Source organism: Pseudomonas sp. 2FG (assembly GCF_005502935.1).
Lineage (GTDB): Bacteria > Pseudomonadota > Gammaproteobacteria > Pseudomonadales > Pseudomonadaceae > Aquipseudomonas.
This window is the reverse complement of sequence record NZ_SCMP01000008.1, coordinates 31641-54843: the sequence shown is the minus strand read 5'-3', so window position 1 is coordinate 54843 and position 23203 is coordinate 31641. Positions and strand designations below refer to the sequence as shown.

Below are 23203 nucleotides of genomic sequence, written 5' to 3'. Positions count from 1 at the left end.
CATTTCATATGTGGCGCCTCCACAGAGTGGCGCCAGAGACAATCGGTCCGCCCGCCGTGAGCGGATCAGGTTATCTCCCACACCGACGGCGCCCGCCGGCTGGAGCATCGAACATGGTCAATCTCCCCCAGCGCTTCGACCCCGAGCAGTGCCAGGCCGTCACCCGTGAGGTGTTGGCGGCGCACCGGGACGAACCGGGTGCCCTGCTGCCCATCCTCCATGACATCCAGGATCGCCTCGGCGCCGTGCCGCCGGAGGTGTTGCCGCTGATCGCCGAGGACCTCTGCCTGTCGCGCGCCGAGGTGCATGGCGTGGTGAGCTTCTACCATGATTTCCGCGCCAGCCCGCCCGGCCGCCAGCACCTGCGTCTGTGCCAGGCCGAGGCCTGCCAGTCGATGGGGGCGAAGGCGCTGAGCGAACAACTGCAACAAGAACTGGGCCTGGCCCTGGGCGAGACCCGCGCGGACGGCAGCCTGACCCTGGAGGCGGTTTACTGCCTGGGCAACTGTGCCTGCGCGCCGAATGCCATGCTCAACGGCGAGCTGCACGGCCGGGTCGATGCCCAGGGGCTGTTGGCCCTGCTGCAAGAACAAGAACAGGAGGCGCGCCCATGAGCGAGCTGAAGAACGCCCAGGGTACGCTGACCGTCTACGTGCCGCGCGACGCCAGCGCCCTGTCCCTCGGCGCCGATGCGGTGGCCCGCGCCATCGTGGCCGAGGCCAAGGCGCGCAATCTCGAGCTGCGCCTGGTGCGCAACGGCTCGCGCGGGCTGTTCTGGCTCGAGCCGCTGGTGGAAGTCGCCAGCCCGGCCGGGCGCATCGCCTATGGCCCGGTCAAGGCCAAGGACGTGCCCGGGCTGTTCGACGCCGGCTTCCTGCAGGGCGGCGCCCACCCGCTGGGCCTCGGCCTGACCGAGGAGATCGACTACCTCAAGCGTCAGGAGCGCCTGACCTTCGCCCGCGCCGGCATCACCGATCCGCTGTCGCTGGCCGACTATCTCGAACATGCCGGTTACCGCGGGCTCAGGCGCGCGCTGAGCATGGAGCCCGCGGCGATAGTCGCCGAGGTGCTCGACTCCGGCCTGCGCGGCCGTGGCGGCGCGGCCTTCCCCACCGGGATCAAATGGCGCACCGTGGCCCAGTGCGAGGCGGCGCAGAAGTACATCGTCTGCAACGCCGACGAGGGCGACTCCGGAACCTTCTCCGACCGCATGGTGATGGAGGACGACCCCTTCGTGCTGATCGAGGGCATGACCATCGCCGGTCTGGCCGTCGGTGCGACCCAGGGCTATATCTACCTGCGCTCGGAATATCCGCATGCCGAGGCGGCGCTCAAGCAGTGCATCGCCACGGCCTATGCCGAGGGCTACCTGGGCGACGACGTGCTCGGCAGCGGCCGCGCCTTCCACCTGCACCTGCGCCGCGGCGCCGGCGCCTATATCTGCGGCGAGGAAACCGCGCTGCTGGAGAGCCTCGAGGGCCGCCGCGGCACGGTACGGCCGAAGCCGCCGCTGCCGGCGATCGAGGGTCTGTTCGGCCAGCCGACGGTGATCAACAACGTGATCTCGCTGGCCTCGGTGCCGATCATCCTGGATAAGGGCGGCGCCCATTACCGCGACTTCGGCATGGGCCGCTCGCTCGGCACCCTGCCGATCCAGCTGACCGGCAACATCGCCCGCGGCGGCCTGATCGAGAAGGCCTTCGGCATCACCCTGCGCGAGCTGCTCTACGATTACGGCGGCGGTTCCGCCAGCGGCCGGCCGATCCGCGCGGTGCAGGTTGGCGGCCCGCTGGGCGCCTATCTGCCGGAGTCGCAGTTCGACACGCCGCTGGACTACGAGGCCTTCGCCGCCCTCGGCGCGGTGCTCGGCCACGGCGGCATAGTGGTGTTCGACGACGGGGTCGACATGGCCCAGATGGCGCGTTACGCCATGGAGTTTTGCGCCATCGAGTCCTGCGGCAAGTGCACGCCCTGCCGGATCGGCTCGACCCGCGGCGAGGAGCTGCTCGAACAGATCATAGTGGCGCGCTCCGAAGGTCCGCAGCCGGGCCGTATCGAGCTGCTCAAGAGCCTCTGCGACACCATGCTCGGCGGCTCGCTCTGCGCCCTCGGCGGGATGACGCCGTACCCGGTGCTGAGTGCCCTCAACCATTTTCCCGAAGACTTCGGGGTGTCGGCCGACACCACCGTGGCTCGCTGATCCGGAGACGCAATCATGGCCTTGTCGCGCGACCTCGACTACGGAACCCCCGCCCGCACCGGTGCCCCGGTAAGCGTGGAAATCGACGGACTGCAGATCACCGTGCCCGCCGGCACCTCGCTGATGCGCGCCGCCCAGGAAGCCGGCATCGCGGTGCCGAAACTCTGCGCCAGCGACAGCCTGGAACCCTTCGGTTCCTGCCGCCTGTGCGTGGTGGAAATCGAGGGGCGGCGGGGTTTCCCGGCGTCCTGCACCACCCCGGTAGAAGCCGGGATGAAGGTGCACACCCAGAGCCCGAAGCTCGCCGAACTGCGCCGCGGCACCATGGAGCTGTACATCTCCGACCACCCGCTGGACTGCCTGACCTGTTCGGCCAACGGCAACTGCGAGCTGCAGGACATGGCCGGCGTGGTCGGCCTGCGCGAGGTGCGCTACGACCCGGTGCAGACTCACCTGGCCGACAGCAAGGACGAGTCCAACCCCTACTTCAGCTACGACCCCTCCAAGTGCATCGTCTGCAACCGCTGCGTGCGTGCCTGCGAGGAGGTGCAGGGCACCTTCGCCCTGACCATCGACGGCCGCGGTTTCGATTCGCGGGTCGCCGCCGGGCAGAACGAGGACTTCCTCGACTCCGAATGCGTCTCCTGTGGCGCCTGCGTGCAGGCCTGTCCGACCGCCACCCTGATGGAAAAAACGGTGATCGAGCTCGGCCAGGCCGAGCGCAGCGTGGTCACCACCTGCGCCTACTGCGGGGTCGGCTGCTCGTTCAAGGCCGAGGTCAAGGGCAACGAAGTGGTGCGCATGGTGCCGAACAAGGACGGCCACGCCAACCACGGCCATTCCTGCGTCAAGGGCCGTTTCGCCTGGGGCTACGCCACTCACCCGGACCGCATCGCCGCGCCGATGATCCGCGACAGCATCCACGAACCCTGGCGCACCGTCGGCTGGGACGAGGCGATCGGCTACGCCGCCGAGCGTTTCCGCCAGATCCAGGCGCAGTACGGCCGCGACTCGGTGGGCGGCCTGACCTCCTCGCGCTGCACCAACGAAGAGGCCTACCTGGTGCAGAAGCTGGTGCGCGCGGCCTTCGGCAACAACAACGTCGATACCTGCGCGCGGGTCTGCCATTCGCCCACCGGCTATGGCCTCAAGGTCACCCTCGGCGAGTCGGCCGGGACCCAGGACTTCGACTCGGTGCTGGCCGCCGACGTGGTGCTGGTCATAGGTGCCAACCCCACCGACGGCCACCCGGTGTTCGGCTCGCAGCTCAAGCGCCGCCTGCGCGAGGGCGCCAAGCTGATAGTCGTCGACCCGCGGGGCATCGACCTGGTGCGTTCGCCGCACATCAAGGCCCAGCATCATCTGCAGCTGCGCCCCGGCACCAACGTCGCGCTGCTCAACAGCCTGGCCCATGTCATAGTCACCGAGGGCCTGGTCAACGCGGCCTTCGTCGCCGAGCGCTGCGAGGCTGAGGCCTTCGAGCACTGGCGCAGCTTCGTCGCCGACCCGCGGCAGAGCCCCGAGGCACTGGAGGCCGCTACCGGCGTGCCGGCCCAGGAAGTGCGCGGCGCGGCGCGGCTGTACGCCAGCGGCGGCAACGCCGCGATCTACTACGGCCTCGGCGTGACCGAGCACAGCCAGGGCTCCTCGTCGGTGATGGCGATCGCCAACCTGGCCATGGCCACCGGCAACATCGGCCGCCCGGGCGTCGGGGTGAACCCCCTGCGCGGGCAGAACAACGTGCAGGGCTCCTGCGACATGGGCTCCTTCCCCCACGAGCTGCCGGGCTATCGGCACGTCTCGGACCCGGTGAGCCGGCTGCTGTTCGAGGAGGCCTGGGGGGTCAAGCTGCTGGCCGAACCCGGCCTGCGCATTCCCAACATGTTCGCCGCGGCGCATGCCGGCACCTTCAAGGGCATGTACATCCAAGGCGAGGACCCGGCGCAGTCCGACCCGGACACCCAGCACGTCACCGACGCGCTCCAGGCCATGGAATGCGTGGTGGTGCAGGACCTGTTCCTCAACGAAACCGCCAAGTTCGCCCATGTGTTCCTGCCCGGCGCCTCCTTCCTGGAGAAGAACGGCACCTTCACCAATGCCGAGCGGCGCATCTCGCCGGTGCGCAAGGTGATGCCGGCGCTGGCCGGCAAGGAGGACTGGGAGGTGACCATGGCGCTGTCCAATGCCCTCGGCTACCCGATGAACTACTCGCATCCGTCCGAGATCATGGACGAGATCGCCCGCCTCACCCCGACCTTCAGCGGCGTCAGCTACGCCAAGCTCGAGCGTCTGGGCAGCATCCAGTGGCCGTGCAACGACGAGGCCCCGGAAGGCACGCCGATCATGCACCGCAACAGCTTCGTGCGCGGTAAGGGCCGCTTCATGGTCACCGAGTACATCGCCAGCGAGGAGCGCACCTCGCGCAAGCGTCCGCTGATCCTCACCACCGGCCGCATCCTCTCGCAGTACAACGTCGGCGCGCAGACCCGGCGTACCGCCAACGAGGCCTGGCACAAGGAGGACCGCCTGGAGCTGCATCCGTTCGACGCCGAGCAGCGCGGCATCGCCGACGGCGACTGGGTCGGCATCAACAGCCGCGCCGGCGAGACGGTGCTGCGTGCGACTATCACCGAGCGGGTCCAGCCGGGGGTGGTCTACACCACCTTCCACCACCCGGAATCCGGTGCCAACGTGATCACCACCGACAACTCCGACTGGGCGACCAACTGCCCCGAGTACAAGGTCACCGCCGTGCAGGTGCGCAAGGTCGAGGTCCCGTCCGACTGGCAACAGGAGTTCCAGGCCTTCACCAGCGAGCAGCTCGACCTGCTGCCGCCGATCAAGGTGGTGCAGCTGTGAACGCCCTCAACCTCACAGGGGTCCGTAGATCGCCATGAACATCGCGCAACTGATCAAGATGGCCAACCAGATCGGCGCCTTCTTCGCCTCCCAGCCGGATCCGCTGCAGGCGCGGGAAGACCTCGCCCAGCACCTCAAGCGTTTCTGGGACCCGCAGATGCGCGAGGAACTCTATGGGTACCTCGATGCCGGGGGCGGGGAAGAGCTGAGCGCTATCGTCCGCGACGCGCTGCAGGCCCACCGCGAGTTGGTCAGGCCGGCCACCCAGCGCGCCTGAGGCCAACGCTCTTGGGCGGGGGCGTCACCTGGGTCAGACGCTGGCGAGGATAGGATCAGCCAGCAGCCCGTCGGCCAGGAAGACCTCGTGCCGCAGCAGACCGCGGGCTTTCTGGTTCAGCGAGCTAACACTCAGTCGTGTTTGTGCTTCTTATGCTTCTTGCCGTGGCCATAGCTGTAGCTATGACCATTATTGTCATCCGCGATGTTGTTGCCGAGGGCGCCGCCGGCGGCACCGCCCAGGCCGGCGCCGATGGTGGAGCCGGTGCTGCCGCCCAGCTTGCCGCCGACTATCGAGCCGCCGGCAGCACCGAGGCCACCGCCGAGCGCGGCTTCGGTTTTGTTGCCGTTTTTGGCGCTGATCGCGCCGCCGGCGGCACCGCCGAGACCTGCGCCGACGGCGGCTCCGGTGCTGCCGCCGAGCTGCTGGCCGACCACATTGCCGAGCACGCCGCCGAGACCGCTGCCGATCGCCGCTTTGGTATTGTCGCCGGCCAGCGCCGGCTGGGCCGCGATCAGGCTGAAGGCGAGCAGTATTAGGGGTTTACGCATGTTGGAGATCTCAGGCTAATCAGTCGTCGTCGTGGTGTCTGCGGTGCTTATGGCGCTTCTTGCCGTGGCCGCGATGGTAGCCATTGTCATGCCAATCGTCGTCATCGTAGCCGCGGCGATAGCGGCGACGGTCGTCGTCATCGTAGTCGCGGTTGGCGTCGCCGTAGTTGTTGCCGAGTGCACCACCGGCGCCGCCGCCGAGGGCTGCGCCGATCAGGCCGCCGGTGGTGCCGCCCATCTTGTTGCCGATGACGTTGCCGCCGGCCGCGCCGAGGCCACCGCCGATGGCCGCCTCGGTCTTGTTGCCGCGGCGTGCGCCGACCGCACCGCCGGCCGCGCCGCCGACACCGGCACCGATGGCCGCGCCGGTGCTGCCGCCAACCTGTTGGCCAACCACCGAACCCAACACCCCGCCCAGCGCGCCACCCACGCCGGCTTCGGTATTACCGCCGGCGAGGGCTGCACCGCCGACCAGGCTAAGGGACAGCAAGAGCATCGAGGAGTACTTCATGTCCAGACGAACCTATGTAGGGATGACGGCGCGATCCTGTCCTGCCGCAACCCCTCTGACAAGCGCTTGCCGACGAGTAGCACGGGTTCTTTCACGCTTCGTAAATATTTGTTTTACGGGGAGAACTTGCAGGTTTTGGGGCGGTCTTAGGCGCCTTGTAGGACGAGTTTTTCGCGTGCTTACCCCTGTGTCGCGAGGCCGCTTGCTAACTAGCCCGAGCGGTTGCTTCGTTTACCTATCGCATATTTGTAGGCCGTGAGTTACGGCAGCGGTTTTTAGACAATCCGTCCGTTATCGCGCGCCGCCTCGAAGCGGATGGCGATGAACTTCGAGGTCGGCGTGAAGCTGCCATCCCCCACGCTTTCCAGCGGCACCAAGGGGTTGGTCTCCGGGTAGTAGGCCGCGGCCTGGCCGGCCGGGATGTCGAAGGCCAGCAGGGTGAAGCCGCTGACCCGGCGCTCGCGCCCGTCGCCCCATAACGACAGCACGTCGACCTTCTGCCCCGGCTTGTAGCCCAGGCGGAGGATGTCGGCTTCGTTGACGAACAGCACCTTGCGTTGGCCTTTGACCCCGCGGTAACGGTCGTCGAGGCCGTAGATGGTGGTGTTGTACTGATCGTGGGAGCGCAGGGTTTGCAGGATCAGATCCGGCACTTCGCCACGGGCGCGGATGCCCTCGTGGACCAGGTCGGCCGGCAGGCGGTTGGCTTTGAAGTGGGCCCGCCCGGACGGGGTGTTCCAGCGTCGTTGCGCCGCCGCGTTGCCGAGGTAGAAGCCGCCGGGTTCGCGGACCCGCTGGTTGAAGCCGTTGAAGCCGGGAATGGTCTCGGAAATCAGCTCGCGGATGCGGTCGTAGTCTTCGATCAGCCAGAGCCAGTCCACCGGTTTCTTGCCCAGGGTGGCGGCGGCGATGCCGGCGACTATGGCCGGCTCCGAGCGCATCTGTTGGCTTAGCGGCTGCAGTTGGCCATGGGAGGCATGCACCATGCTGAAGGAGTCTTCCACGGTCACGGCTTGTGGGCCCTTGGCTTGCTGGTCGATGTCGGTGCGGCCGAGGCACGGCAGGATCAGCGCCTGCTTGCCCTGGGTCAGGTGGCTGCGGTTGAGCTTGGTGCTGATCTGCACGGTCAGCTCGCAATTTTGCAGGGCTTGCGCGGTGCGGTTGGTGTCGGGCGTGGCCTGGGCGAAGTTGCCACCGAGGCCGATAAACACCTTGGCGCGGCCTTCGAGCATGGCGTGGATGGCTTCCACGGTGTTGTGCCCGTCGGCGCGCGGCGCCGGGAATTTGAACCGGCGCTCCAGCGCATCGAGAAAGAAGGCCGGTGGCCGGTCGTTGATGCCCATGGTCCGGTCGCCTTGCACATTGCTGTGGCCACGCACCGGGCAGAGGCCGGCGCCGGGCTTGCCGAGGTTGCCGCGCAGCAGCATCAGGTTGGCGATTTCCTGGATGGTCGCCACCGAATGGCGATGCTGGGTGATGCCCATGGCCCAGCACATGATCACCCGTTCGGCGTTGCGGTAGAGGTGGGCGAGCCGTTCGATCTGGGTTTTTGCCAGGCCGGATTGCTCGACTAGCTGCTCCCAGGTCGTGGCGTCCACCACGGCCAGATAGGCCTCGACCTCGGCGGTGTGCTGCTCGATAAAGGCGTGGTCGAAGACCTTCGAGTGCCCCTTGGCCAGGGCCTCGCGCTCCCATTTCAGGAGGAACTTGGCCATGCCGCGCAGCACCGCCATGTCACCACCCAGGGCCGGGCGGAAGTAGGCGGTGCTGGTCGGCTTAGCGCCGTTGCTGAGCATTTCCAGCGGCTGCTGCGGGTGCTGGAAACGCTCCAGGCCACGCTCTTTCAACGGGTTGATACAGACCACCTGGGCGCCACGTTTGACCGCTTCACGCAGCGGTTCGAGCATGCGCGGGTGGTTGGTGCCGGGGTTCTGGCCGAGCACGAAAATCGCATCGGCGTGTTCGAAGTCTTCGAAGGTCACGCTGCCGGTGACGACCCCGACACTCTGACCGAGCGCCACGCCGCTGGCCTCGTGGCACATGTTCGAGCAGTCGGGGAAGTTGTTGGTGCCGTAAGCGCGGACGAACAGCTGATAGAGGTAGGCGGCTTCGTTGCTGGCGCGTCCGGAGGTGTAGAACTCGGCCTGGTTCGGGCTTTCCAGGTTGTGCAGGTGCTTGGCGATCAGGGCGAAGGCGGCGTCCCAGCTGATCGGCCGATAGTGGTCGCTGTCCGGGTCGTAGCACAGCGGCTCGGTCAGCCGGCCTTGGTATTCCAGCCAGTAATCGCTCTGCTCGCGCAATGTGCTGACGCTGTGTTTGGCGAAGAAGGCGGCATCCACCCGGCGCTTGGTGGCTTCCCAGTTGACCGCCTTGGCGCCGTTCTCGCAGAACTTGACCAGGCCGCTTTCCGCCGACTCGCCCCAGGCGCAGCCGGGGCAGTCGAAGCCGCCGTGCTGGTTGGTCTTGAGCAGGGTGCGGATGTTCTTCAGCGCGTTGTCACTCTGCAGCCAGGAGTGCGTCACGCTGCGTAGCGCGCCCCAGCCGCCGGCCGCGCCCTTGTAGGGTCTGTAGCGTTGGGTCGGGTTGCGGTCGGCGTGGTGGCTCACTGGGCTAACTCCGGGCTGTAAACCCGCGGCGCACTCTGCTGCGGCAGGTGGATCAAGTTGAGGTTGTGGCGCCGTGCCCACTGCACGGCGAGGCCGGTGGGGGCGGAGAGGCTGACCAGGGTTTGAATGCCGGCGCGCAGGACTTTCTGGATCAGTTCCAGGCTGCAGCGGCTGGTGACTATGGCCAGGCCGCCGGCGACCGGTAGTTGCTGGCGCTGGATGGCGCCGATCAGTTTGTCCAGGGCGTTATGCCGGCCGATGTCTTCGCGGCCCAGACGCAGTTCGCCGTGGCTATCCATAAACAGCGCGGCGTGCACGGCACCGCAGTGCTGGCCGAGTGGCTGGTAGTTGCCGATGCGTTGGCGCAGGCCATGCAGCCAAGCGAGCGGCGGCAGCGGCGCGCCGGGGAGTACCTTGAGGGCGGGTAGGGCCTGTTCCACGGCTTCCACACCGCACAGGCCGCAGCCGCTGCTGCCCGCCAGTTGCCGGCGCTGTTGCTTGAGGTTCCAGAAGGCGCGACTGCTGATCTGCAGCTGCGCTTGGCGCGCGGCGCCGGTGCCACTCAGGTGTACGTCATAAATTTCGTCGATGGATTCGACTATGCCGCTACCGAGGCTGAAACCGACCACGAAATCTTCCAGATCGGCGGGCGAAACCAGCATCACCGCCTGGCTGATGCCGTTGTAGGCGATGGCCAGCGCGACCTCCTCGGCCAGTTCGGCGCAGGCCGGCTGGGCTTGCTCGAGGTCGCAATAGCTATAGGTCTGGCTGGCGGCGGCGAGGGGCGAGGTCAGGGCTGTTGAAAGCGGCGTGACGGCACTGGCTGCCGGCGCATTGGGTGGGCGCGGGGCATTCATCGGGATTCACCGGCTGGTGGTTATTTAACCAGACTAGGCCGCTTGCCAGGCCGCGTCTAATCGCTAGTGCTGATGCTTTGATAGATGCGCTCGATGATGGCGGCTTTGTTAGGCGTGAGCAGAGCGCGCGCCTACAGGCGATGGTTATCGAGCAATAGGCTCTTGGCCTCGACGAAGCAGGCTTCGGCCAGTGCCGAGCGCGGCGCGGCGCGGCGCATGATCAGCCCCAGCGGCGCCAGGGTGCGGGCATCCTCGATCGGTTGCAGACACAGGTGCTCGGTCAGCGCATCGAGGCCACCGGTCAGCGGCATGATCGCGCAGCACAGGCCGCCATGCACGGCTTGCAACAACTGGTGGATGACATCGGTTTCCAGCAGCGGAATCGGGGTCAGGCCACGACTGCGGAAACCGTGGTCGATCGACTGGCGAAAGTGCATGCCGCCGGACAGCAGACCCAGTGGCAGCTCGATCAAGGCTTCCCAACTCAGCGCTGCCGCGCCGAAGCTGAAATGACGTTGGTCATACAGCAGGCCCATGCGGGTTTCGGCCAAGGGCAGGCTGTCGAAGTGTTCGGTGTTCAGGCGGTCGAGGTAAGACACGCCAAGGTCCAGGCGGTTACTCGCCAGTTGTTCGAGAATCTGTTCGGAGCTGAGGGCCGACAGCGCGAAGCGCAGACTCGGGTGCCGTTGATGCAGGCGTTGCAGCAGCGGCACCGGATCGAAGCTGGACATCGGCACCACGCCCAGGCGCAAGGTGCCGATCAAGCTGCCGCGGCAGGCGGCGGCTTCGGCCAGCAGGCCGTCGTAGGCGGCGAGCACGCTGCGCGCCCAGGCCAACACGCGCTCGCCCGGCGCGGTGAAACCCTCGAAGCGTTGAGCGCGCTTGACCAGCGGCAGTTCGAGTTCGTCTTCCAGGCTGCGCAGGCGCATCGACAGGGTCGGTTGGGTCACGTGGCAGCGCGTCGCGGCTTGGCCGAAGTGGCGGGTCTCGTCCAGGGCGATCAGGAATTTCAGCTGTTTGATGTCCATCATCGCTCCGCGGCGCAGGCAGTCGGCATGGCTATTTATCCGGCTAAGGGTCTAGGTGGTGAGTTAGCCAGCCCCTGGATAAGCCGGCGATAATCTTCGAGCGCGGCGAACTCCTCGGTGTCCTTCGGGCCTTTCTGGCTGTCCGGTTCGCGCACCGCGAGCAGGTGCGCCACGCCGAACTGCCTGGCGCTGCGCAGGATCGGCAGGCTGTCGTCGATAAACAAACTGCGCGCCGGCTCGAAGCCGAAGTCCTGTTGCAGGGCGAACCAGAACTGCTGGTCTTCCTTGGGGAAACCATAGTCGTGGGAGCTGATCAGGCGGTCGAAGTAGGGCGCCAACTCGATCCTTTCCAGCTTCAACGACAGCGAGTCGCGGTGGGCGTTGGTGATCAGCGCCACGCGCTTGCCGGCGCTGCGCAGGGCGGCGAGGCAGGTGTCGGCATCCGGGCGCAGGGCAATCAAGTCGGCGACCTCGCGCTTAAGCTCGCGAATCGACAGCCTCAGCTCGCGGCTCCAGAAGTCCGTGCAATACCAATTCAATTGCCCGGCGTGCTCGCGAAACAGCGGCAGCAGCTCGGCGTCGGCCTGGCTGCGGGGGATGCCGTGGTGCTCGGCATAACGCTGCGGCAAGTGTTCCAGCCAGAAGTGATTGTCGAAGTGCAGATCGAGCAAGGTGCCGTCCATATCGAGGAGGACGGTGTCGATGTCGGCCCAAGGCAGTTGCGGCATGGTGGCTTCTTGTGCGGTTCTGATGGCGGATTGCTTGCGAGTGGCGCGATTGAGCCGGCAACGGTCGCCTAGGCGAAATCTGTCACGGCGATAAGCGCAACGGTCGCGGTATGATAACCCGCCAGGTCACGCCAAGGAGCCGTCCCATGCGTCAGAAACCCACCGTACTCGCCCGCGAGATAGTCGCCAGTAGTCGCCTGTTTCGCGTCGAAGAGCTGCAGTTGCGCTTCGCCAATGGCGTCGAGCGCACCTACGAGCGGTTGGTGGGCAAGGGGGCGGGCTATGGAGCGGTGATGATAGTGGCGCTGGTGGATGCCGAGCATGTGTTGCTGGTGGAGGAATACTGCGCCGGCACCGACGATTACCAGCTGTCCCTGCCCAAGGGCCTGATCGAGCCGGGCGAGGACGTCCTGGCCGCCGCCAACCGTGAGCTCAAGGAAGAGGCAGGGTTTGGCGCGCGGCGGTTGGAGCTGCTGACCGAGCTGTCGCTATCGCCGGGTTATATGAGTCAGAAAATTCAGGTGGTGCTGGCCCGCGATCTGTACCCGGAAAGCCTGCCGGGCGATGAGCCGGAACCGCTGGGCGTGGAGCGGGTCAACCTGCGGGAAATCTCCAGCCTGGTGCAGCACCCGCAATTCAGCGAAGGCCGGGCGTTGGCCGCGCTGTACCTGGCGCGGGATCTGTTGACCCAGCGCGGGGACTTCATGCCGGGAGAGCAAGCATGAGCGCCGCACACCTCGGCCACCCCTATCTAGCGCCCGTCATCGAGCTGGCCCGGCGGGCGGGTGAGGCCATCCTGCCGCATTGGCGTTCGGGCGTGGCGGTCACGGCCAAGGCCGATGCCTCGCCGGTCACCGCCGCCGATCTGGCCGCCCATCACGTGCTGGTCGCTGGGCTGACGGCGCTCGAGCCGAGCATTCCGGTGTTGTCCGAGGAGGCGGCGGATATTCCCCTGAGCGAGCGCGGGCAGTGGACGCGTTGGTGGCTGGTCGATCCGCTGGATGGCACCAAGGAATTTATCGGCGGCAGCGAGGAGTTCACCGTCAATGTGGCGCTGATCGAGCACGGTCGTGTGCTGTTTGGCGTGGTCGGCATGCCCACCACCGGTCGCTACTATTACGGCGGTGCCGGCCTGGGGGCTTGGCGCGCGGAGGCGGACGGCGAGGTCGCCGCGGTCGCGGTGCGGACTGCGCCGAGCGAGGCCTTCACCCTGGTTGCCAGCCGCCGGCATTCCAGCCCGGCGCAGGAGCGGTTACTGGCCGGCTTGAGCGAGCGCTTCGGTGATGTGCAACTGGCCAGTGTCGGCAGTTCGTTGAAGTTCTGCCTGCTCGCCGAAGGCGCGGCGGATTGCTATCCGCGCCTGGCGCCCACCTCGCAGTGGGATACCGCGGCGGCGCAAGGCGTGCTCGAAGGCGCCGGCGGCGAGGTGCTGGATCTCAAGGGCATGCCCTTGACCTACGAGGCGCGGGAGTCCTTCCTCAATCCGTCCTTCCTGGCCCTGCCGGCGGCTGCCGAATGGCGCGCCGAATTGCTGCAGCTGGCCCGCGCCCTGGATTAGCCGCTCAACGCTTCACGCATCCCGTAGGAGCGGGCAACGCCCAAGCTTCGCGGGCATGGCCCGCTCCTACACGGAGGTGCTGCGCTTCAGTCGAGCATATCCAGATAGCGCCGATCTTTCTTGAAGATCAGCGGCTGGGCAAAGCCGGGCACGGTAATACTTTCTGGCGTTATCTCGATGGCCTTATCGTCGATCTGATCCTGGCCAAAGTTGTAAATGATATCGAGCTGCCCCTTCAGCGCCTGCTGGTCATAGCGCTGCGCCGCCGCGCGGGTCTGCTCGCGCCGCTCGCAGTAGGCCGTGAAGGCCGCCTGGCCATAACGCTTGCGCAGCATCTTGTTGACCACGTGCGGCGCTAGCACTACGCCGCTGGCATTGTTGCCGCCAAAGCCTTTGGAGTTGATCACGCACACATCCAGGTGGCTTTCTCCGACCCGCCGATCCTCGGTGGCAATCTGCAGGTGCTGCTGGTGCACGTCTTGGGCCACCGCATCGATGGTCTTGATACCGGGAATGATGCCGTACTTGAACGAGCCCAGAGCGGAGATCAACTGGTCGCCACTGGCGGTGGCCAGCGAGTGGCCGACAAAGGCCTTCACCGCAGTCACCGGCCAGTGCTCAATGCCGAACGTGCCGGCGATGCGGTCCAGCAGTTCCGACTCGGTCACCCGGTTAGCCGGGGTACTGGAGCCGTGCGCATGAACGAAGCTGCGCTGCTGCACTGCTTCCAGCCCGACCAACTGCACGGCACTGGCGACGGCTTTGGCGACGGTCAGGTAATTGCCCGGGCCGGGGGCGGAAATGGACTTCTTGAAGCCGTCGGCGTTGATGAACACATCCGGCACGGCGCCATGAATGTCGGCGCCGAGTTCGAGCGCCAGGGCATCGTCCATCAGCACCACGAACTGGCTGGATTCGGCCAGGGTAAAGCCGCAGTTCTCGCCGAACGGCCGGCTGGCACGGCGGAAGTCGACGTCGTCGCGGCCTTCGATGTGGCGCAGGCCGTCTTCGGTGGCCAGGGCGCCCATGGCGCCATAGCCATCGATACACTCCTGGTTGATCGGCGCCTCGCTGTTGCCGACTATGGCCACCCGCGTGCGTCCCGAGCCAATCAGATCGACCGCTTTTTGCAGGTTATAGAGGAAGGTCGCGCAAGCGCCGGTGATGCTGCCGGTGGTGCCGACACTGCCCAGCACATAGGCGTTGATGAAGTCGGCGGGCATGCTGTTCAGGCCCAGTGCCAGCTGCTTGGCGGTGACCCGGCCGCCTTTGAGGCGCGATTGCATCAGGCCGCCGAAGCCGTTTTCATCGAGCTGGCTCATGATGCTGCCGGCGAACACGGCGATTTCATCCGGCTCGACCCGATCGACAATGGTTTTCCAGGCCAGGCCGGTGGAGCGCAGGGCGTCGGTCACGCCGACAATGGTCATTTGCAGCCCGCGCGGATGAAAGCGAGAGTTATACAGCTCGCCCGGCTCGAACCCGGTCGGTAACTGCCCGGCCGACTTCACCGGCAAGGCGCGATAGCTATCGACCTTGAAGTCACAGCTGTCGTGCAGGGTCACGCGAACATCGAGTGCGTCAATCGGCTCAACCGACCAATTGGCCGGAATCGGTTCGGGCAGTTGCTTGCGCGGGGTGGTGAAGCTCAGCTGGTTGCCGGCCGTACCGTAGACCGTGATGGATTTCTGCCAATGGGCGGCATCCACGTCGAGGTGCTGCTTTTCAATGCGCCGCACCAGGGTCGAGGCGAGGATCTGCTCGGCAAGCTGCGCCTCGATCTCCGCCAGGGTCAGCGGCGCACCCTCGAGCGAGAGGTAGTCGCCATCCACGACTTCCACCAGCTTCATCATCACCGCCAACCCGGCCAAGGTTTCCTGGCGGGCCTGGAGATCCATGGATTCGATCACGGTGCGGCGGAAGCCATGGTGAAAGGAGCTGCGGCCCGCGGCGTTATAACCACCGAAACCAACAATCACGGGTAAGCGAGACATAACTCAGAAAACTCCTTCAAATAGAAAATCTATAACAAGCTCAGATGAGGCTGTGGACGCTTGTCGATAGTCGGCTGGTTAACCTGAAGAGCGTCGGACCCGTTTGCGGCGTTAGGGGGTCTGTTCGAATGATCGAGATGACTATGCTGACGAGATTAGTGACTTGTGAGTCACTGTCGCGGCCAAGGTCGCGCTGCGTCAAGACCTTACGGCGGATAGGGGCTCTGCTTGCCGGGCGGGTATGGGAGAGGTTCTGATATCCGCAGAACGCTCAGCAGGAGCATGTCGAGAGGTGCGGAAGTAGCGAGTTAGGTTGCTGCTGAGCCCAAGGCGATGCCCAGCCTACGGACACTGCGCTCGCCTTATCCGCTCATTCAATCCAGCTCTTCTGTGGCAGGGCCGCCAGCGTCGGTGAAGTTCAGGCCGTGCTTGCGCAGTTTGTCGTGCAGGGTCTTGCGCGGAACGCCCAGGGCTTCGGCCAGGCTGCGTAGCGAGCCGTGCGGGCGCGCCAGTTCGGCGGCAATCAAGGCGCGCTCGAAGGCCTCGACCTGTTCGCTCAAGCCGCCGCTTATGGCCGGCAGATTGGGCCGGTTGCCGTTCGGCGCCGGCTCCAGGTCCGAATCGAGACCCAGATCGAGACCTAGCGCGAAGCGTTCGGCGACGTTCTGCAATTCACGCACATTGCCCGGCCAGGTATGCCGCAACAGCAGGGCGCGTTGCCCGGGTTGCAGCCGGTGGGCCGGCAAGCCGTGGCGGGCGCTGGCGGCGTCGGCGAAGTGCTGGAACAGCAGCAAGGCATCCTCGGCGCGCTCGCGCAGCGCTGGAATACGCAGCGGGGCGACGTTCAGCCGGTAGTAGAGGTCCGCGCGGAAGCGCCCTTGATCGGCCGCCTGGCGCAGATCCTCCTTGCTCGCGGCGATCACGCGGATATCCAAAGGAATCAGCTGATTGCCGCCGAGGCGCTCGACCACCCGCTCCTGCAACAGGCGTAACAGCTTGACCTGCACCTCCAGGCTCATGCTCTCGATTTCGTCGAGGAACAGGGTGCCGCCATTGGCGAATTCGAACTTACCGATGCGGCGCTTTTGCGCGCCGGTGAAGGCGCCGGGTTCGTGGCCGAACAGTTCGCTTTCCACCACCGATTCGGCCAGCGCGCCAGCGTTGATGGCGACGAAGGGGCCGCTGCGGCGGCTGGACAGGTCGTGCAGCGCACGGGCGACCACTTCCTTGCCGCTGCCGGTTTCGCCGAGGATCAGCACGTCGGTGTTGATCGCCGCGAGTGCGCCAATCTGCGCACGTAAACGTAGGATCGCCGGCGATTGGCCGAGCAGCCGGACACTCAAGGCCTGGCGGTCAGCCAGGGCCAAGCGCAGGCTGCGGTTGTCCAGCACCAGACGGCGTAGCGCCAGGGCGCGGCGCACGCTGTCGAGCAGATCGTCGCTGGGAAAGGGCTTTTCCAAGAAGTCGTAAGCCCCGCTGCGCATCGCCTGCACGGCCAGCGGCACGTCGCCGTGGCCGGTGATCAGCAGCACCGGCAGCTCGGCATCTTGCTCATGCAATTGCTCGAGCAGTTGCAGGCCATCGAGCCCCGGCATGCGGATATCGCTGACCACCACTCCCGGCCAGTCGCGCTCGATGCGTTTGGCCAGACCCTGCGCATCGGCCAGGGTGAGCACCTTGAGCCCGGCCAGGTCGAGGGTTTGGCCGAGCGCCTGGCGCAGGTGCGGGTCGTCGTCGATCAGCAGGACCTGGGTGCGGCTGTCGATGGCGTTGTCCGTACTCATGCAGAGTGATCCTCGGAGGGCTGGAGGTTGACGCCCGGCGCGGCGGCGCGTAAGCGTAGGGTCAGCAGCGCGCCGCCTTCAGGGTGGTTGGCCAGCAGCAGCTCACCGCCGAGGGCGCGCATCAGGGTATCGCAAATCGCCAGGCCGAGGCCGAGGCCTTGGGCGCTGGTCTTGGTGGTGAAGAACGGTTCGCGGGCACGGCTCAAGGCTTCGACGGAGAAGCCCGGGCCGTTGTCGCGCAGGGTCAGTTGGATACCATCGGCGGTCTGTGCGGCGCTCAGCCAGATGCGCCGTGGCGGGGCCTTTTCGCTCAGTGCGTCGAGGGCGTTTGCCAGCAGATTGCCGAGCACCTGGCGCAGCCGCGTTTCGCCGGCCTGGACCCAGAGCGTGGCATCCGGCAGGTCGCGGATCAGTTCCACCTCCATCGCCCGCCGGCGCTTGGCCAGCAGTGCCAGGGCGTCATCCAGGGCCGGCTGCAGGGCCACGCTTTCCGGGGCATGCCGATCGCGGCGGGCGAAGGCGCGCAGGTGGGCGATGATCGAGGCCATGCGCGCGGTCAGTTCGCCGATCAGTTTGAGGTTGCCGCGCACCTCGTCGGTGCGCTGGTGGTCGAGCAGAACCCCGGCGTTTTCCGCATAACTGCGGATGGCCGCCAGTGGCTGATTCAGTTCGTGGCTGATGCTCGCCGACATGGTGCCGAGGGCGGACAGCTTGCCGGCCTGTACCAGTTCGTCCTGGGCCTGCAGCAGTTCCTGCTGGGCGTGCTCGCGCTCCAGCACTTCATCCTTCAGGCGGCTGTTCAGCGCCTCGAGATCGCGGGTGCGCTCCAGCACGCGGATTTCCAGTTCGCGGCGGGCGCGGGCGTCCAGGGCGATGCGCTCGAGGTAATGCCGACGGCGCTGCAGCAACAGGCCGAGCAGCAGGATCAGCACCAGCAGGGTGGCCGCGCCTATGGCCACGGCGGTCCGCACCGGGCGGGCGACCTGCGCGCTGGGTGCGAGGATGCTGACGGTCCAGCCGGTCTCTGGCAACGCGCGGCTCTGGGTGATCCAGGCGGTCTCGTCGAGAGCCAACGGGCTCGGTGCCTGGCTCGGATAGGGCTGGTTAATGGCGATGGCCGCGCGCTCGGCCGCATCCAGCGGGCGGCTAGCGCGAAAACGCCAGTCCGGGCGCGAGGTGAGGATCACCACGCCGTTGCCGTCGGTCACCAGCAACTGCTCGGGGGTGTTGCCCCACAGCGTTTCGATATCGTCCAGGTCGACCTTGACCACCAGCACGCCGAGGGTCTGCTCGCCGTCCTGCACCGCGGCGGCGAAGAAGTAGCCGCGCTTGCCGGAGGTGGTGCCGAGACCGAAGAAGCGCCCCAGCCGTCCGGCTATGGCCTCGCGGAAATACGGGCGGAAGGCGAAGTTGCGGCCGACGAAGGAGTCGCCCTGATCCCAGTTGGACGCGGCCAGGGTCTTGCCGCTGGGGTCCATCAGGTAGATCACGTCGGCGCCGGTCTGCTCGCGCATCCGTTTCAGCAAACGGTTGGCGCCGTTCAGCGCGGCGGGCTCTTGCGGCTGGAGCAGCATGCCGCGCAGGGCGGGCAGGTCGCCGAGAATCTGCGGCAGCACCTCGAAGCGGTGCAGGGTGCCGAGCAGGTTGGCGACGTAGAGGTCGAGGGTCTGGCGGTTTTGCTCGAGCAGTTCGCTGCTGTAGTAGCGCTCGGCCAGTTGTTGCACTGGCCAGAGCAAGGGCGTCAGCAGCAGGGCCAGCAGCAGCAAGCTGCGCCAGCGCGGGCGATGGGGAGCGGATCGGGTCATAGTGCAAGGCGCCTGTGGGTCAGGTGCATTATGCACGTTCGGTGTTTAGCGGGGGTGGTGTAAGCAGTCGAGCAGCGCGGCCGCTTGAACGCCCAGCGCGTCTTGTGGAGGACCGTTTACCCAGTGCCGAAAGGTGTTTTTACGGTAGTCGCGATACTGCGTTCCTTGGTCAAGCGGCTCGGGGCTGTACCGAAACTGTACCGCGGGAGTATCCGACAAAAACTACAAAGCTTGAATCGCCTCGTCCAACTTGAGCACGCGACGCCACTGCTCACGCAGGCTATCGAGCAACAGGGCCGGCACTTGGTTTTCCGCTTCGGCAAAAGCTTCTGGCATGGCTTTAGCCAGTTGGGTATCGAAGCCCACGAGTAGCGCTGCCCTAAGGACAAGCCGTTGCGTACCAGCGGACGAGCCGCCTCCTCACTTCGACGGACGATAACCCGAGTTGCCCAGTGGTCTTGCGCGGGCTGGAATACAGGAATAAACTGTTAACCTACAGTTGTTGTTAACTTGTAGTTATTAAAATTGTAAATCCCAGCCGCTTGGTCGGTTCAGCGACCGGGAAAGACAACGAGTAGAAGCCGATTCGGTTGCCGGACTGTTCGCTATTTCTGGGCTTGCCCTGTTAACCGGTAGTGACAATAAAAACATAGGATAACGGGGCCGGACACAGCCCTGTTCACCGAGGACAATGCGATGAACGAGATTGCCCAGCTTGCCCCTGACTTCTGCGCCAATGCTGACGAGGCCTACACCATCCCGGCCTCCTACTACACCAGCAAGAGCGTTTTCGAATTCGAGCAGGAGAAGATCTTCGCCAACAGCTGGATCTGCCTCGGGCACCGCAGCGAAGTGGCGGAGAACAACGCCTACATCACCCGCGAGGTGATAGGCGAGAGCATCATCGTGGTGCGGGGCCGTGATGGCGTGCTGCGCGCCTTCTACAACGTCTGCCCGCATCGCGGCCACCAACTGCTGAGCGGCAGCGGCAAGGCCAAGAACGTCATCACCTGCCCGTATCACGCCTGGACCTTCAAGCTCGACGGCGAGCTGGCCCACGCGCGCAACTGCGATAACGTGGTCAATTTCGACAAGGAGAACTCCAGCCTGGTGCAACTGAAGGTGGAGGAATACGCCGGCTTCATCTTTATCAACATGAACGCCGAGGCCGAGTCAGTCGAACAGCAACTGCCGGGCTTCGAGAAGCGTCTGCGCGAAGCCTGTCCGGTGATCGACGACCTGCACCTGGCGGCGCGCTTCGTCACCGATACCTCGGCCAACTGGAAGTCCATCGTCGACAACTACATGGAGTGCTACCACTGCGCGCCGGCGCACCCAGGCTTTTCCGACTCGGTGGACGTCGGCCAGTACAGCCACACCCTGCATACCAATTGGTCGCTGCAGTACGGCCAGGCCAAGCCCTCGGAGAAGTCCTTCAAGTTCGACGAGTCGCTCAAAGACGCCTCCTACAGCGGCTTCTGGGCCTGGCCGTGCACCATGTTCAATGCGCCACCCGGCGGCAACTTCATGACCGTGATCTACGAGTTCCCGATCGACGCCGAGACCACCCTGCAGCACTACGACATCTACTTCCTCAACCAGGACATCACCCCCGAGCAGCAGGCGCTGATCGAGTGGTACCGCGACGTCTTCCGTCCGGAAGACCTGCGCCTGGTGGAGAGCGTGCAGAAGGGTCTGAAGTCTCGCGGCTACCGCGGCCAGGGCCGGATCATGGCTGACCGTCAGCGCAGCGGCATCAGCGAACACGGCATTGCCCACTTCCACAACCTGATCGCGGTGGCACACCTGGACAGCTGAGGAAGACAACCGCCGCAGCGGCTCGCTCCGGTGGCTTGCAAACAGAACAAGAGGGGTGCCCTGCGTGAATCTGAAAGACCCGCAACTGTTCCGCCAGCAGGCGTTTATCGCCGGAGCCTGGAGCGATGCCGACAGCCGCGCGACCGTCGAAGTGACTGATCCGGCCAGCGGCCAACGCATCGGTAGCGTACCGCTGATGGGCGGTGCCGAGGCTGTACGGGCCATCGAGGCCGCCGATGTCGCACTGCCGGACTGGCGCGCACGTACCGCCAAGGAGCGCGCGCACATCCTGCGCCGCTGGTACGAGCTGATGCTCGAACACGAAGACGATCTGGCCCAGCTGATGACCTGGGAGCAGGGCAAGCCGTTGCACGAGGCGCTGGGCGAAATCCGCTATGCCGCCGCCTTTATCGAGTGGTTCGCCGAGGAAGGCAAACGCGTCTACGGCGACGTGATTCCTTCGCCCGCGGCGAACAAGCGCCTGCTGGTGATCAAGCAGGGCATCGGCGTCTGCGCGGCGATCACGCCGTGGAACTTCCCGGCGGCGATGATCACCCGCAAGGTTGCGCCGGCGCTGGCCGCAGGTTGCAGCATAGTGGTCAAACCGGCCAACGAGACGCCGTTCTCGGCGCTGGCTTTGGCTGAACTGGCGCACCGCGCCGGGGTTCCGGCTGGGGTACTGAGCATAGTCACCGGCGATGCCAAGGCCATCGGCGCGCAGCTGACCGGTCACCCGCTGGTGCGCAAGCTCAGCTTCACCGGCTCGACGCCGGTCGGGCGCCTGCTGATGAGCCAGTGCGCCGAGACGATCAAGAAGGTCTCGCTGGAGCTGGGCGGCAACGCGCCCTTCATCGTCTTCGCCGATGCCGATGTCGATGCCGCCGTCGAAGGCGCGATCGCCGCCAAATATCGCAACGCCGGGCAGACCTGTGTGTGCGTCAACCGTTTCTACGTGCATGACGCGGTGTACGCCGAGTTCGCCGCCAAGTTCGCCGCCAAGGTGGCTGAGCTGAAGGTTGGCCATGGCCATGACAGCGCCACCCAGATCGGCCCGTTGATCAGCGCCAAGGCGGTGGACAAGGTGCGCGCCCTGATCGACGACGCCGTGGCTAAAGGTGCCAAGGTGCTGGTCGGTGGCCGGATCCATGGCCTCGGCGAGCACTTCTTCGAGCCCACCGTGCTGGGCGACATCAAGCCGGGCATGCAACTGCTCGACGAGGAAATCTTCGGCCCGGTCGCACCGCTGCTGCGTTTCTCCTCCGATGCGGAGGTGCTGCGCCTGGCCAACGACACCCTCTATGGCCTCGCCGCCTACTTCTACAGCCGCGATATCGCCCACCTGTGGAACATCGCCGAGCATCTGGAGTACGGCATGGTCGGCATCAACACCGGGCTGATCTCCAACGAGGTCGCGCCCTTCGGTGGGGTCAAGCAGTCCGGCCTCGGCCGCGAAGGCTCGAAGTACGGGATAGACGATTACTTGCAACTGAAATACCTGTGCCTGGCGGTTTGAACACCGCCCAACACAGCGTTCCAATCCGAGCGGCACGGCGTGCCGCTCATTGCCGCAGCAGAGGTTAGCGATGGCCAACACATACGAAATGATTGCCGCTCGTGTCACCGGGGTCGAACAGGTAACGCCCCTGATCAAGCGTTTCACCTTGGTACGCCAGGATGGTGAGTCGCTGCCGAGTTTCAGCGGCGGCAGTCACATCATCGTGCAGATGAGGGGCGCCGACGGGCGCCAGCACAGCAACGCCTACTCGTTGATGAGCGACCCGCAGGCCACCGCCAGCTACCAGATCGGTGTGCGCCTGGAAGAACAGTCCAAGGGCGGCTCGGCCTTTATGCATGAGCAGGTGGCGGTCGGCAGCGAGTTGATGATCTCCACCCCGAACAACCTGTTCGCCATCGACGGCAGCGCACGCAAGCACGTCCTGATCGCCGGCGGCATCGGCATCACGCCATTCCTCGCGCAGCTGCACGAACTGCACGGGCAAGGTGCCGATTACGAACTGCACTACGCTTTTCGCAGCCCCGAGCACGGCGCCTTCCATGCCGAGCTCGCCGCCGGGCCGCACGCCGCACACACGCGGGCCTATATCGACAGCCTGCAACAGCGTCTGGATCTGGTCGCGCTGCTCGCGGGGCTGGAGAGTGAGGCGCACGTCTACGTCTGTGGCCCGAAGCCGCTGATCGACGCGGTGATCGCCACGGCCAAACAGCAGGGCCTGGCCGATCGGCGCGTGCATTGGGAGCAGTTCGCCGCGGCGCCGGCCACTGGCAGCGCCTTTACCCTGGTGCTGGCCAAGTCGGGTCGGGAATTGCAAGTGGAGGAGGGCATGAGCATCCTCCAGGCCATCGAGAACACCAACGCCGCCAAGGTCGAGTGCCTGTGCCGCGAAGGGGTCTGCGGCACCTGTGAGACACGCATCCTCGAGGGTGAAGTGGAGCACTTCGACCAGTACCTGAGCGCCGCGGAAAAGGCCGCTCAACAGACGCTGATGATCTGTGTTTCACGCGCCCGGGGCGGGCGTCTGGTGCTCGACCTCTGAGTGCGTGCGCGAGACTTGGGCGGGCTCGCTACCGGCTTGCCGCCTGGCTGAGGACGGGCGCTGTGTATAATC

At 65.8% G+C, this 23203-nt stretch carries 18 protein-coding genes and 1 pseudogene; 9 read left to right on the top strand and 10 right to left on the bottom strand.

The features are described from left to right. The first annotated feature begins 113 nt into the window (after window positions 1-113). From FFS13_RS09960 to FFS13_RS09945, 4 genes are read left to right on the top strand one after another with little or no spacing between them, the layout of a single operon-like run. Window positions 114-614 (top strand): formate dehydrogenase subunit gamma, encoded by a 501-nt coding sequence (locus FFS13_RS09960; RefSeq protein ID WP_137818949.1) that lies wholly within the window; start codon window positions 114-116, stop codon window positions 612-614. After that, the gene (locus tag FFS13_RS09955) at window positions 611-2200 is read left to right on the top strand and encodes an NADH-quinone oxidoreductase subunit NuoF (protein ID WP_137818948.1); all 1590 of its coding nucleotides are present in this window, start codon (window positions 611-613) and stop codon (window positions 2198-2200) included. The genes FFS13_RS09960 and FFS13_RS09955 overlap by 4 nt, the downstream gene beginning before the upstream one ends. Before the next feature lie 15 nt (window positions 2201-2215). Beyond that, complete coding sequence (gene fdhF, locus FFS13_RS09950) at window positions 2216-5059, top strand: formate dehydrogenase subunit alpha (RefSeq protein ID WP_137818947.1); 2844 nt, start codon at window positions 2216-2218, stop codon at window positions 5057-5059. Window positions 5060-5093: 34 nt separating this feature from the next. Beyond that, a complete protein-coding gene (locus FFS13_RS09945; protein ID WP_218568610.1) occupies window positions 5094-5336 on the top strand; it encodes a formate dehydrogenase subunit delta in 243 nt (80 codons plus the stop codon). Window positions 5337-5467: 131 nt separating this feature from the next. On the opposite strand, the gene FFS13_RS09940 is transcribed toward FFS13_RS09945, so the two are convergent. From FFS13_RS09940 to yrfG, 6 genes are all read right to left on the bottom strand, one after another. Then, complete coding sequence (locus FFS13_RS09940; protein WP_137818945.1) at window positions 5468-5887, bottom strand: glycine zipper domain-containing protein; 420 nt, start codon at window positions 5885-5887, stop codon at window positions 5468-5470. A gap of 19 nt (window positions 5888-5906) precedes the next feature. Continuing rightward, the gene (locus FFS13_RS09935; protein ID WP_137818944.1) at window positions 5907-6398 is read right to left on the bottom strand and encodes a hypothetical protein; all 492 of its coding nucleotides are present in this window, start codon (window positions 6396-6398) and stop codon (window positions 5907-5909) included. 275 nt (window positions 6399-6673) lie between these two features. Next, the gene (locus tag FFS13_RS09930; RefSeq protein ID WP_137818943.1) at window positions 6674-9004 is read right to left on the bottom strand and encodes an FdhF/YdeP family oxidoreductase; all 2331 of its coding nucleotides are present in this window, start codon (window positions 9002-9004) and stop codon (window positions 6674-6676) included. Next, window positions 9001-9861 (bottom strand): formate dehydrogenase accessory sulfurtransferase FdhD, encoded by an 861-nt coding sequence (fdhD, locus tag FFS13_RS09925; protein ID WP_137818942.1) that lies wholly within the window; start codon window positions 9859-9861, stop codon window positions 9001-9003. The genes FFS13_RS09930 and fdhD overlap by 4 nt, the downstream gene beginning before the upstream one ends. A gap of 131 nt (window positions 9862-9992) precedes the next feature. Next, entirely contained in the window at window positions 9993-10889 is an 897-nt protein-coding gene (locus tag FFS13_RS09920) for a LysR family transcriptional regulator (protein ID WP_137818941.1), read from the bottom strand. A gap of 35 nt (window positions 10890-10924) precedes the next feature. Then, a complete protein-coding gene (gene yrfG / locus FFS13_RS09915; RefSeq protein ID WP_137818940.1) occupies window positions 10925-11617 on the bottom strand; it encodes a GMP/IMP nucleotidase in 693 nt (230 codons plus the stop codon). Between the two features lie 146 nt (window positions 11618-11763). On the opposite strand from yrfG, the gene nudE reads away from it, so the two are divergent. Both nudE and cysQ read left to right on the top strand, forming a co-directional pair. Next, on the top strand, window positions 11764-12342 hold the full coding sequence (nudE, locus tag FFS13_RS09910) for an ADP compounds hydrolase NudE (RefSeq protein WP_137818939.1): 579 nt from the start codon (window positions 11764-11766) through the stop codon (window positions 12340-12342). Further along, on the top strand, window positions 12339-13175 hold the full coding sequence (gene cysQ / locus FFS13_RS09905) for a 3'(2'),5'-bisphosphate nucleotidase CysQ (protein WP_137818938.1): 837 nt from the start codon (window positions 12339-12341) through the stop codon (window positions 13173-13175). Before nudE ends, cysQ begins: the two co-directional genes overlap by 4 nt. 86 nt (window positions 13176-13261) lie before the next feature. Here the strand turns inward: cysQ and FFS13_RS09900 are convergent, their stop codons facing one another. From FFS13_RS09900 to FFS13_RS09885, 4 genes and pseudogenes are all read right to left on the bottom strand, one after another. Further along, a complete protein-coding gene (locus tag FFS13_RS09900; RefSeq protein ID WP_137818937.1) occupies window positions 13262-15169 on the bottom strand; it encodes a beta-ketoacyl synthase in 1908 nt (635 codons plus the stop codon). A 374-nt stretch (window positions 15170-15543) separates the two neighbouring features. Further along, a complete protein-coding gene (locus tag FFS13_RS09895) occupies window positions 15544-16953 on the bottom strand; it encodes a sigma-54 dependent transcriptional regulator (RefSeq protein WP_137818936.1) in 1410 nt (469 codons plus the stop codon). Further along, a complete protein-coding gene (locus FFS13_RS09890) occupies window positions 16950-18758 on the bottom strand; it encodes an ATP-binding protein (protein WP_137818935.1) in 1809 nt (602 codons plus the stop codon). The genes FFS13_RS09895 and FFS13_RS09890 overlap by 4 nt, the downstream gene beginning before the upstream one ends. Window positions 18759-18983: 225 nt before the next feature. After that, window positions 18984-19106 (bottom strand): annotated as a pseudogene (locus FFS13_RS09885) (IS110 family transposase); the annotation flags it as partial. Between the two features lie 348 nt (window positions 19107-19454). Between FFS13_RS09885 and FFS13_RS09880 the strand changes: the two are divergent. The 3 genes from FFS13_RS09880 (at window position 19455) to FFS13_RS09870 (ending at window position 23131) form a co-directional block, all read left to right on the top strand. After that, complete coding sequence (locus FFS13_RS09880; RefSeq protein ID WP_137818934.1) at window positions 19455-20576, top strand: aromatic ring-hydroxylating dioxygenase subunit alpha; 1122 nt, start codon at window positions 19455-19457, stop codon at window positions 20574-20576. A gap of 64 nt (window positions 20577-20640) precedes the next feature. Beyond that, entirely contained in the window at window positions 20641-22089 is a 1449-nt protein-coding gene (locus FFS13_RS09875) for an NAD-dependent succinate-semialdehyde dehydrogenase (RefSeq protein ID WP_137818933.1), read from the top strand. Window positions 22090-22159: 70 nt separating this feature from the next. Continuing rightward, window positions 22160-23131, top strand: coding sequence for a PDR/VanB family oxidoreductase (locus FFS13_RS09870; protein ID WP_137818932.1), 972 nt, complete (start codon window positions 22160-22162; stop codon window positions 23129-23131). The last annotated feature ends 72 nt before the right edge of the window (window positions 23132-23203 follow it).

What these genes read in the sequence shown, in the direction of transcription:
- FFS13_RS09960 (WP_137818949.1), top strand. Translation starts at nt 114, where the DNA reads ATGGTCAATCTCCCCCAGCGCTTCGACCCCGAGCAGTGCCAGGCCGTC.
- FFS13_RS09955 (WP_137818948.1), top strand. Translation starts at nt 611, where the DNA reads ATGAGCGAGCTGAAGAACGCCCAGGGTACGCTGACCGTCTACGTGCCG.
- fdhF (WP_137818947.1), top strand. Translation starts at nt 2,216, where the DNA reads ATGGCCTTGTCGCGCGACCTCGACTACGGAACCCCCGCCCGCACCGGT.
- FFS13_RS09945 (WP_218568610.1), top strand. Translation starts at nt 5,094, where the DNA reads ATGAACATCGCGCAACTGATCAAGATGGCCAACCAGATCGGCGCCTTC.
- FFS13_RS09940 (WP_137818945.1), bottom strand. Translation starts at nt 5,887, where the DNA reads ATGCGTAAACCCCTAATACTGCTCGCCTTCAGCCTGATCGCGGCCCAG.
- FFS13_RS09935 (WP_137818944.1), bottom strand. Translation starts at nt 6,398, where the DNA reads ATGAAGTACTCCTCGATGCTCTTGCTGTCCCTTAGCCTGGTCGGCGGT.
- fdhD (WP_137818942.1), bottom strand. Translation starts at nt 9,861, where the DNA reads ATGAATGCCCCGCGCCCACCCAATGCGCCGGCAGCCAGTGCCGTCACG.
- FFS13_RS09920 (WP_137818941.1), bottom strand. Translation starts at nt 10,889, where the DNA reads ATGGACATCAAACAGCTGAAATTCCTGATCGCCCTGGACGAGACCCGC.
- yrfG (WP_137818940.1), bottom strand. Translation starts at nt 11,617, where the DNA reads ATGCCGCAACTGCCTTGGGCCGACATCGACACCGTCCTCCTCGATATG.
- nudE (WP_137818939.1), top strand. Translation starts at nt 11,764, where the DNA reads ATGCGTCAGAAACCCACCGTACTCGCCCGCGAGATAGTCGCCAGTAGT.
- cysQ (WP_137818938.1), top strand. Translation starts at nt 12,339, where the DNA reads ATGAGCGCCGCACACCTCGGCCACCCCTATCTAGCGCCCGTCATCGAG.
- FFS13_RS09900 (WP_137818937.1), bottom strand. Translation starts at nt 15,169, where the DNA reads ATGTCTCGCTTACCCGTGATTGTTGGTTTCGGTGGTTATAACGCCGCG.
- FFS13_RS09895 (WP_137818936.1), bottom strand. Translation starts at nt 16,953, where the DNA reads ATGAGTACGGACAACGCCATCGACAGCCGCACCCAGGTCCTGCTGATC.
- FFS13_RS09890 (WP_137818935.1), bottom strand. Translation starts at nt 18,758, where the DNA reads ATGACCCGATCCGCTCCCCATCGCCCGCGCTGGCGCAGCTTGCTGCTG.
- FFS13_RS09880 (WP_137818934.1), top strand. Translation starts at nt 19,455, where the DNA reads ATGAACGAGATTGCCCAGCTTGCCCCTGACTTCTGCGCCAATGCTGAC.
- FFS13_RS09870 (WP_137818932.1), top strand. Translation starts at nt 22,160, where the DNA reads ATGGCCAACACATACGAAATGATTGCCGCTCGTGTCACCGGGGTCGAA.